This window comes from Brevibacterium sp., from assembly GCF_052105255.1.
Classification (GTDB): Bacteria; Actinomycetota; Actinomycetes; order Actinomycetales; family Brevibacteriaceae; genus Brevibacterium; species Brevibacterium linens_B.
The window spans coordinates 1-9,551 of the sequence record NZ_JBQDYQ010000083.1 but is presented as its reverse complement, the minus strand read 5'-3'; the positions used below and the strand labels follow the sequence as shown (position 1 = coordinate 9,551).

Annotated in this window: 9 protein-coding genes and 1 tRNA gene; 2 read left to right on the top strand and 8 right to left on the bottom strand. The window is 63.3% G+C overall.

The features are described from left to right. Positions 1–50 precede the first annotated feature (50 nt). Positions 51–124 (top strand) — tRNA-Pro (locus ACTIIH_RS15095). Between the two features lie 175 nt (positions 125–299). On the opposite strand, the gene ACTIIH_RS15090 is transcribed toward ACTIIH_RS15095, so the two are convergent. The 4 genes from ACTIIH_RS15090 to ACTIIH_RS15075 form a co-directional block, all read right to left on the bottom strand. Next, positions 300–1,538 carry a site-specific integrase gene (locus ACTIIH_RS15090; protein ID WP_441452700.1) on the bottom strand — a complete coding sequence of 413 codons (1,239 nt, stop codon included), beginning with the start codon at positions 1,536–1,538 and terminating at the stop codon, positions 300–302. Beyond that, positions 1,525–1,737, bottom strand: a complete 213-nt coding sequence (locus tag ACTIIH_RS15085) for a helix-turn-helix transcriptional regulator (protein ID WP_241241407.1) — start codon at positions 1,735–1,737, stop codon at positions 1,525–1,527. The genes ACTIIH_RS15090 and ACTIIH_RS15085 overlap by 14 nt, the downstream gene beginning before the upstream one ends. Beyond that, positions 1,734–2,360, bottom strand: coding sequence for a hypothetical protein (locus ACTIIH_RS15080; protein ID WP_101593301.1), 627 nt, complete (start codon positions 2,358–2,360; stop codon positions 1,734–1,736). The genes ACTIIH_RS15085 and ACTIIH_RS15080 overlap by 4 nt, the downstream gene beginning before the upstream one ends. A 101-nt stretch (positions 2,361–2,461) precedes the next feature. After that, complete coding sequence (locus ACTIIH_RS15075) at positions 2,462–3,337, bottom strand: single-stranded DNA-binding protein (RefSeq protein WP_096160802.1); 876 nt, start codon at positions 3,335–3,337, stop codon at positions 2,462–2,464. A 783-nt stretch (positions 3,338–4,120) separates the two neighbouring features. Between ACTIIH_RS15075 and ACTIIH_RS15070 the strand changes: the two genes are divergently transcribed. Then, on the top strand, positions 4,121–5,527 hold the full coding sequence (locus tag ACTIIH_RS15070) for a salicylate synthase (protein ID WP_096157079.1): 1,407 nt from the start codon (positions 4,121–4,123) through the stop codon (positions 5,525–5,527). Positions 5,528–5,710: 183 nt separating this feature from the next. Here the strand turns inward: ACTIIH_RS15070 and ACTIIH_RS15065 are convergent, their stop codons facing one another. From ACTIIH_RS15065 to ACTIIH_RS15050, 4 genes are read right to left on the bottom strand one after another with little or no spacing between them, the layout of a single operon-like run. Further along, complete coding sequence (locus ACTIIH_RS15065) at positions 5,711–6,448, bottom strand: alpha/beta fold hydrolase (RefSeq protein ID WP_096157080.1); 738 nt, start codon at positions 6,446–6,448, stop codon at positions 5,711–5,713. Beyond that, positions 6,438–7,916, bottom strand: coding sequence for an ABC transporter ATP-binding protein (locus ACTIIH_RS15060; protein WP_425119625.1), 1,479 nt, complete (start codon positions 7,914–7,916; stop codon positions 6,438–6,440). The genes ACTIIH_RS15065 and ACTIIH_RS15060 overlap by 11 nt, the downstream gene beginning before the upstream one ends. A 14-nt stretch (positions 7,917–7,930) precedes the next feature. Next, positions 7,931–8,641, bottom strand: a complete 711-nt coding sequence (locus ACTIIH_RS15055) for an energy-coupling factor transporter transmembrane component T family protein (protein ID WP_096157082.1) — start codon at positions 8,639–8,641, stop codon at positions 7,931–7,933. Then, positions 8,638–9,267, bottom strand: a complete 630-nt coding sequence (locus tag ACTIIH_RS15050) for an MptD family putative ECF transporter S component (protein ID WP_096157083.1) — start codon at positions 9,265–9,267, stop codon at positions 8,638–8,640. The genes ACTIIH_RS15055 and ACTIIH_RS15050 overlap by 4 nt, the downstream gene beginning before the upstream one ends. Positions 9,268–9,551: the final 284 nt, after the last annotated feature.

Here is a 9,551-nt window from a genome sequence, read left to right as displayed (position 1 = left end):
ACTGGGGGTAAGGTGGCTTAGCCCTGGTTTGCCCGGGAACAAATGAATAGCGGGCTGTGGCGCAGCTTGGTAGCGCACATCACTGGGGGTGATGGGGTCGCAGGTTCAAATCCTGTCAGCCCGACGTAAAAGCCCAGGTCAGAGCATGTTTCTGACCTGGGCTTCGTCATGTCCGGGATCGTCCGCGATCGCCGTTGGCTCCTCTTGAATCTCTCGCCCGCGCCCTCTCCGGAGGGTGTCTGAAGGCGCCCAAGTTGATCACCCGGGACCAAACCGGGACCAGAAGCCCATTTTCGGCCTCACAGGCCACGCTCGTCGGGACCAGGCTTCGCCTTCGCGTGCCTCTTGCCCGAGGGCCGTTCGGGCGCCTCGGTCTGGGCGTCGAGGAATCGGTTGGCCAGCTCCCCCGCCTTCGCGATATGCCCCAGATCAGGGTGGAGGTAGCCCTTGGTCGTGTCGATCGATTTGTGGCCGAGGATCTTCTGGAGCACGTGCAGCGGGATGCCGGCATCGGCCATCCAGGTCGCTCCCGTATGCCGCAGACCATGCCGCGACAGCTGCGGCAGCCCCATCTCGGTCACGAGCGAATCCCACTTCGTGGCCCGGCTGACGTTCGCCGTCGTGATCACTCCTCCGCGCACGCCGATGAGCACCCGGTCGGTCGGCTCCTTCTCGGCCGTCAATCGTTCGAGGACGGGCACGAGCGGGCGCAGAATCGGCACAGGCCGCTCCTCCCTGCCCTTGGTCTGCTTCGTCACGAGCCCGCTCGAGGAAGGGAAGGTCTGCTTGCGGATCGTGACGATGTTCGCGTCCCAGTTGACATCCTCGACCCAGAGACCCGCGACCTCGGAACTGCGCGCCGACAGCAGCGCACACAGCATCACGTAGTCGGAGTACGGCTGGCCGGCCCCACCGCAGGCCTCGGCGAGTTTGGTCAGCGTCTCGAGGTCCTTGATGGCGTGCGCGCGCGGGGAGGTATCGGCGGGGCTGCTGAAGTCGAAGACCGAGCTCTTCCCATAAGAGCGACGGGAACGGTTGCGTGCTGGGTTCTTCTCGATTAGCTCATCCCTCACCGCCTCGTCGAGGACGCGCACGAGTGCGGCGACCGAGGACTTGATCAGCGAGGGCGAGAGCTTCAGCTCCCAATCATCGATGGTCCGGTCGATCATGCCGGTACTGATCCCTGCCACCGGCACATGCCCCATCGCCGGAATCACTCGCAGCCGGAGTCCTGCCCAGTAGCCGGTGGCAGTCGAGGTCGGGTCGAGGCCGCGCTTCCAGCGGTCGCCGATCTGCTCGATGTAATCGCTCAACGTGATCGTCAGCTCCACCCCGACCTTCGCCGAGCGTTGCAGCTGGTCGAAGAAAGCCTCGGCCGCTTCCTCGTCGGGAACGACCAAGGCCCGGGTGATGCGCTTCTTCGTCGCCGGGTCGGTCCACCGTGCCCTGGCACGGACCCCGGAGGCACGTTGTTCGACGTCAGTGGAGACCTTCACCCCGATCGGCGGGAACGTCGGCAGACTCTCAGGTGCGCTCATGCGTCTGTTCCAGGGAAGCCAGCCAGGCCTCGACGGCCTCGTACCGGTAGCGGGCGATCCCGCCCATCTGCATGAACGGTGGCCCCTTCTCATCCACGCGCCAGCGCGACAGCGTCGACTCGGAGACTTTCAGGTAGGCGGCGACCTCCCGGCTGTCCATCAACGGGGAGACGAGGATCTGCCCGCTCGGCTCGGTCACGGCCGCTCGCTCCACTCGGAGTTCAGGATCTCCTGGACCTCGGCGTCCTGGGCACGCTGGCGTTCCAGGACCTGTTCTTCGACGAAGGAGACGAAGTCCTCGTTCCGGTTCTCTACCGGGTACTCGGTGCTGTCGGTCGGGGTGAACCCCTCGGCCTCTCCGCCGGGCCAGGGAGTGATGCGGGTGGCCCGATCACGGTCGAGCCGGCTGCCGGAGATGGTGACCCAGTCGCGGAGGCGTTCGCGGGCGGCGGCGAACTCGGCGTGGAAGACGACACCCATGTTTCCCTTGGCCTGCTGGTCGTAGCAGGTCAGCCACTGCTGCCTGAGCGCGGAGAGTTCCCAGATCATCTCCCAGTGTCGATGCCACATCGGCGGAATGATCTGCGGCGGCAGCCCATACGTGTGGCGCAACCAGTCTACGAACTGGTTGAGCTCGAGGAGCTCGTGCTCGAGGTCCTCGGGACTCAGGCGGGTCCAGTCGATGGTCCGCGGGACGCTGCCGAGCTGCGCGCGGAGGTCTTTGGCGTACTCGCGCGAGACCATCTGCTTGACCTGCTTGAGCACTTCCGGGGGCAGATCGGAGATGTCAGCGGTTTCGTCGGGGTTCGTCGGTGTCGGCATGATGCCTCCCGGGTTGCAGGGTCACGAAGAAGAAAGGGGTGCGCGGCGGTCAGCGGTGAGGGCGGCGTGGGGTGCCGACCGGCGCGCGGTCTGAGGGGGTCTTACCGAGACATCGCCTCGTGCCCGGGCGGCTCCGCGCGGGCCGGAGCGGGCTCAGCGGCGACCTCGTTCTGTCGCTGCGCGAGCACCTCGGCGACCGGGTCACCTGCCTGCCCGGCCTGGGGCTGCTGCCCGTCCGGCGGGCCCGCATTCGGTGCCGCCGGTGGCGCCTGCGCCGGGGCCGCAGCAGGAGCCTCCTGCTGGGCAGGAGCGTTCTGCGGCGGCGCAACGGGCGGCTGCGGAGCGACCGGCTGCTCGGGCGCCGCCTGTTGCTGTGCGGGCTGCTGGGGAGCCTGCTGCGCGGGCTGGGCAGGCGCCGTCTGGGCCGGCTGCTGCTGGGCCTGTGCCTGCTGGGCAGGAGCAGCCTGCGCGGGTGCCTGTTGGCCGAGCTGCTGCTGCGCGGGTGCCTGCTGGCCGACGGACTGCTGGCCCGTTGCCTGCTGCTGGGCTTTCTCGCGGGCGGCTGCGTCCTGGCGGGCTGCCTCGCGCTGCATCCCGTCGCGCTCGGCCGGGTACCGGTCGGGGCCGCGGTGGACGGTGTAGGTCGTGACGTTGTTGTCGTGGCCGATGTGCGAGGCGAGGAAATACTCCTCCGTGACCTGCTGCCCATCTCGGGTGGCGGTGTATTCCTTGTTGGCGCCGAAGGCGACGATGTCATCCCCTTTGCGGAACTTCTCGTGGGCGCGCTGCGCGGAGGCACCGAACATGACCATCCGGGTCTCGAGGGGCTCGAGTTCCTGCAGGACCCCGTTCTCATCGATCTGGGTCTGCGGGATCCCGACCCACGCGGAGAACCGCGGATCGTTGTTGACGGTCATCGACAGCTGCGGCCTGGACTTGATGAACCCGGAGATGCCGGGGCCGGTGGGAACGGGCATGATGTTTCCTCTCGCTTCGAACCCCGGCGGTCTCACCGGGGCTGCCCACCAGGTATGGGCCTCTCCCGGCACACCGCGACAACGACCATCCGGTCACAGGACAGTCATGCCGCGGATGGCCTCTCCGTGCCCGGCCGGGTGCCCGCGCGCAACAGCTCCTCGATCTCGGCGCGATCGGTACCCAACTGGCCAGCGTCGGCACGGGTGGGCCAGGCGCGGAGTTTCGTGATGATTGGGCGGGTCCAACAATTGTCTTGGAGATCGTCACGGCCGGCGTGTTGCCGTCCAGTGTTGGAGTCAGTGCCCTCATGGATTCCGCATATACTTCTGTCGCAGAAGCGGTCAAGGTCGTCAACTTGACCAGTAACACCGCTGACGTCGGTCACGATATGTCCATGCCCGACCTGACCCGCTTTCCTGCTCCGTGCGTAGCTGGCGCCGCAGAGGCCGTGGCAGCGCGAAGCCACGCAAGCATTCGCTGCCCAACCTTCTGTGTTCGAAAATCAACGACCAGGCTGTCGAGCGCAATAATCTCTATCTTCAGCACCATTAGATGCATGGCCCGCGATCCCGCAAGACGAACGGGCTCCTCAGCCACAAGTGCTCGCCTCACAGAGGCCGGAGCCGATTCGGGGCTGGAACCCGCCGCCGATTGAACAGGCGAGTCAGGTAAGGTTATACTCACTTCACATTTGTGCGCTGTACAGACACACCTACGCAGCACGGTCAGATGCTGTGCAGACTGTTCGATGAGCGGATGCTCGAGGGGAGGGCCCAAACCCGATGAGAGACCCACTGGCCGACGATCGACGACTTGACGACATCCTCAGTGACGGACTGGCCGAGGCCTTGGAGGACTGGGCTTCGCGAACACCGAAACTCGTGCACGAGGCCGACACTGCGCTGCATTTCGATCCAGCAAGTGCTGCGATCAAGCTCGCACAAGGAGGCGTTGGGGAACAATATCTCGTCTACGAGAGGGCGGGAACGTGGTATTTCGCCGCCGGACCTGCTGCTGAGGTGAGCGTCAGTAGCGACACGCTACACCTGCGGGTCGGCCAATGGCACCGGAGTATCCCCGTAGACGATCCCGTTGAAGCTGTCGCAACGGCATTAGCGTCCGTTCACAGGCATGGACCATCACGGTGCTACGGGTGGGCTTCTTTCGAATTGGCGTTCTTACTGTACGAGGATCGGCCTGGTGCAGGATCGGATACACTCATTCATCTAATGTTGCCTGAGGTCGAAGTGCAGCTCGACGGAAATGCAGCGCGCACCCGAACCTCAATTCCGGGAATGATTACTCGGATTACCGCACTGCTGCGTACCGAACCTGATACGTCCGACGCCATCTCGATCTCGCTCGAGGAACCCGACTTTGCGAATTATCAGAAAAAGGTCAGCATGGCAATCGCCAAGATCAAGAGCCGCGCCTTGGACAAGGTTGTTCTCTCGAGGGTCGTGCCACTTCCCGCTGAGCCCAAGATCGACCTGCCGCAGACTTATCTGTCAGGTCGCCGCGCGAACACGCCAGCGCGTTCGTTCCTTATTGACGTCGGCGGGTGGAAGGCAACTGGGTTCAGCCCTGAGACCATTGTCGAGGTTGACCCGACTGGACGTGTGCGTACACAGCCGCTGGCTGGTACTCGCGCGCTGCATCACCATCGTGAAACAGATAGTCGATTGCGTTCAGAGCTACTCAGCGACGCGAAGGAAGTGCATGAACACGCGATCTCTGTTCGTCTCGCTCTCGACGAGACACGATCGGTGAGCATACCGGGCTCGGTGGCCGTTACAGAGTTCATGGACGTAGAAGAACGTGGATCGGTGCAGCATATCGCCTCTCGCGTCACTGGGCAGCTGCAAGAGAACATGTCGTCTTGGTCGGCATTCGCAGCGCTCTTCCCAGCCGTGACCGTTACCGGCGTTCCGAAAGGGGCTGCGCTGCGAGTCATCCGAGAACTCGAGGGCGAGGAACGCGGCCTTTACGGCGGAGCGGTTCTCCTGGCTGACACGCAGGGTCAACTGGATGCCGCGTTGACACTTCGCACTGTCTTCCAGCGTGACGGACGAAGCTGGCTTCGTGCCGGTGCGGGTGTCATGGGCGAGTCCACGCCCGAACGTGAGTGGGAAGAAACCTGCGAAAAGCTACGCAGTATCGCCCCCTATCTTCGTGGACTGCGAATGTGAGTCCAGATCGTCCATCGTCCTCAGTGCACGGCGAAGAACGCTGATAGCAGGAGCCAGACGCGCGCCGTCGCCGATGCTCACTTACATCCGGAGCACCGGACCCTTGAACGGCCGTTTGCTGTGCCGCGTCCGTCCGCACACCCGGTGACTTTCAAGTTCCACGGCCCACACGATCGACCTCTTTCAAACCCATATGAATCGAGCTGTGCTGGACGAACCATCGTCTTCGATCTCTGCATTGATGATTTCGGCAAGATCAGTCGGACGGGAGTACCACGCGCTGTGGCCACTATCTACGGTGAAGTGACGCGTCCGTTTGGGGAGCGAGTTCACATACTCGTGTTGCATTCGCGGCTTAATGGCTCGATCGCGGGTTGTGAGAACATAGCTGACTCCGACGTTCTCTGGAATCTTGTAGCGCAATTCGGTGTCGAGTATCTGCACTGGTTCAGGAACGAGGCTATCAAGGAGTCGGTCTTGGTCCTCACGCGACAGATCATTGCAGAACACCGCTCGGGCCATCCATCGTGGCATGATCGTCGTTTTGTCTCCGCTCAGAAGGAATCTGCCAAACCATCGCAGAGGCGCAGGCAGCATATCCCAGAAACACGAGCCCGATGGGGGAACTACTGCAGCAACGAAGACAATTTTCTTGATCTTTCTCGGAGCCCGTTCCGCGGCCGCCAATGCGACTATCCCGGCCAGTGAATGGGCAACTATGACAGCTTCTCCTGGTTCATCGTTGATGGCGTCGACGATGGCTTCGGCAAATCCGTCTAGTGTCGGCGGCTGCTTCCCTGCCCCGGGTCGGCCGGGCAAGTTGATAGCAATCGTCCGATGCCGCAGGTGTGGGATCACCCTCTCCCAGCACCAAGCGCCGTGCATCCCGCCGTGGACGAGCAGAGAGAAACTACTCGTCATGTCTAGCCGTCTTCCTATTGAGGTGGTCCAGGGCGAGTCCGAAGGTGTCCGGTTCGAGTGGGACGTCTGCTGTGAGAGTTTGATCTCGGACCAGGAGCATTCTGGTGCAGGCCTTCCGGATGAATTCTGGATCGTGAGTGATCACCAGAATCGTTTTACCGCGCTCGGCCTGTTCGGTGATGCAGTCGACGACGCGGCGGAGATTTCTCCCGTCGAGTCCCGAAGTCGGTTCATCGAGCATGATGAACTGTCGGTTTTGCATGAGCGCTACAGCAATGGTCAGGCGTTGCTTTTGCCCACCGGACAGCGAGCCTGGGTGTCTGTTCCGGTACTCCCACAGCCCGAGTTGTGTGAGAACCCGTTGCGCTTGGGCCATAGAGTCGGGGGTGGACTTGGCGCCGTGCGTCATTTCTCCGAGCACGCTGTCTGAGAACAACTGGCTGTCGGCGTCCTGCATGACGAACCACGTGTTCAGGGACCGTTTGGCTCGGCGGGAATGGGCTCCGCGCAGGCAGATCGTACCCCTGCCTGCGCGCTCGAGTCCGCACAGGGTGCGGCCGAGCGTGGTCTTCCCGGCGCCGTTCGGTCCGGCGAGTGCGACGACTTCACCCGGTTGCAAGGTGAACGACAAGCTCGTCAACAATGATGCGCCGCGCCCTTTCCTGCGGACCGTGAGGTCTGTGACTTCGACGGTAGGGTCGCCGCCGAGCGAAGTGTGGGAGACATGCCGTGCCCCCGGTTCCGTGGTGCGGAGAACCGGGTCACGCAGGCCGAGTTCTTCGAGCGTGGCCTGTGGCAGGTTCTGCAGCTGGGCAGGGGTGTATTCGTGTCGGATGTCCCCGTCGTCCATGTAGACGATCCGGTCGGCGAGGTGCATGAGGTAGGTGAGGCGGTGCTCGGCTATCACGATGGTGCTGCCGGACTCCTTGAGCGTCGTCAGCACGCCTGCGAGTTCTCGGGTGGCGTCGAGATCGAGGTTGGCGGAGGGTTCGTCCATCACATAGAGGGGAGGGCGTGTGCCTGCCGCAGCGGCGACCGCGACCTTCTGCTTTTCGCCGCTGGAGAGGGTGAGGAGTGCGCGATCGAGGAGATGGCTGACACCCAGCCGGTGCGACAGGTCCTCGATGCGTGCCTGAATGTCTTCGGGTGGGAACCCGTAGTTCTCACATCCGAATGCCAGCTCGTCACGCACGACCGGTGCGAAGAACTGGGTCTTCGGATCTTGGAACACGCTGCCGACGAGCCGACCGTACTCCCACGATTGCAGTTCGCGGGCGTTCGTTCCATCGATCTGCACGCCGCCTTCGAGTTCCCCGCCGTAGAACCCGGGGACGAGCCCGTTGAGGACCCGGGTGAGGGTGGTCTTGCCACAGCCGCTGGGCCCGGTAAGGACGACGAACTCGCCGCGGCTGACTTGGAAGGACACGTGGCGCAGTTGCGTGGCCCCGGCCGTGTACGAGAAACTCACGTCGTCGAGGTGGATCATATCGATGTACCTGTCACGAGCTGGTCTGCCAGCACCCATCCGAGCGCCGTGATCGCGCATGCCGCGGCGATCACGTCGACCGGTTGGAAGCGAAGCTGCCGCAGCGATGTTCGGTGACCGGGGTTGTCGGCCCCGCGGGTGGCCGCAGAGACCGATAGGTCGTCGGAGACCTTCATGCTCCGCATCAGCAGAGGCACGTAGATCGATTCGACGACCATCATAGGGTGTGCCGCAGTTCGCCACGACAGCGCGGACAAGCCACGCAGTTTCATCCCGTCGCGAATCGATGCGAACTCCGACCTGATCGTCGGCAGAAAGCGCAGAATGACCGCGCAGGGAAGCACGAGCGCACGAGGCGCCCGGAGCCGCTGCAACGCCCCGACGAGCTCACCTGGCGGTGTCTCGGCAAGGCATTGCACCAGCATCGCGACGGGCATGATCCGTGCTGCGAAGAATACCATGAAGCCGAGCATCAGCCCTGGCCCGGTCGCATACTCAACGATTCCGTACTGCACCAGATACAGCAGCACGAACACGCATACGCCGGTCATGGCCTGCAGCCACATGCCCGTGAGCAGCAGATAGGCCGATGCTCCGGCGACGAGACAGAACAGGCCCGCTGCGTCTACGAGGAGCGTGAGCACGCTGCACAGCAGGAGCAGGAGCATTGTCGTGCGCGGGTCGAACCGCAGCCAGCCTGGTCTCATGCGGCGCTGATGATCCCGGCCTTGACGAAGTGCTTTGACAGGAGCTTCCGCCCCATCCAGTGCCCGAGCAGGGCCAGGACGGCACCGGCGATCACGGACACTGCCACCGCACCCGGGGAGGTCGCGAAACGAAGGAACAGTTCGGCCGAGGCGCCCATGCTCTCGAACTGGTCATAGTAGGTGTCGCCGAAGAGGTAGATGGGCAGGTAGGAGCCGATCGAGAACATGATTCCGAAGATCATGTAGGTCACAGCGTTGAGCATGCCGTTGCGGTACGCTCGCGGTCGCCACAGAATGGTCTCGCAGATCAGGCCGGCGGCCAGGTAGAAGGGGATCATGTAGAAGAACCCCGGCAGCGCGGAGATGATCGCGATGATCAGGTAGAACAGCACAGCGGTTCCGCGCTTAGCGACTCGATAGCTCATCAGGACATACACCGGGGCTGAGAACAGCGCGCACAGGCCGCCGACGACAGGGTAAGCGAAGCCATAGATCGGGGTGAGGATCATGCCGATCACGGTGTTAATCACCATCGCGAGGACACCGCAGATGCCAATGGTGACGAGGTCTTTGACCCCCAGCCGCCTTCGCGGCGAGGTGGAATTGTCCCGGGTTGAAGTGTTCATAGCGGTCCTTTCGAGCAGTGTTTAGGCAGGAAGTCACCAGTAGGCATTTGGCGCGAGACCGTACCGTCGAATTGGTGCGTGCCGGCCCTCGACCTCCTCGATCCGTGAGGAGCCAGGCTCATATGGAGGGCGAGTCTAAAGCTGTGATCCACTCCGATCGTGTCCCCAGCGTTCCTGGCTCGGCCACTCACCGAAGCAGGCTCCAGGCTCCCGGTGATGCCTGCCACGACGTTTGCCTCAACGTTCATGGCCGGCGTCCTGCGTTGGCACGTCCGAATTCGTCG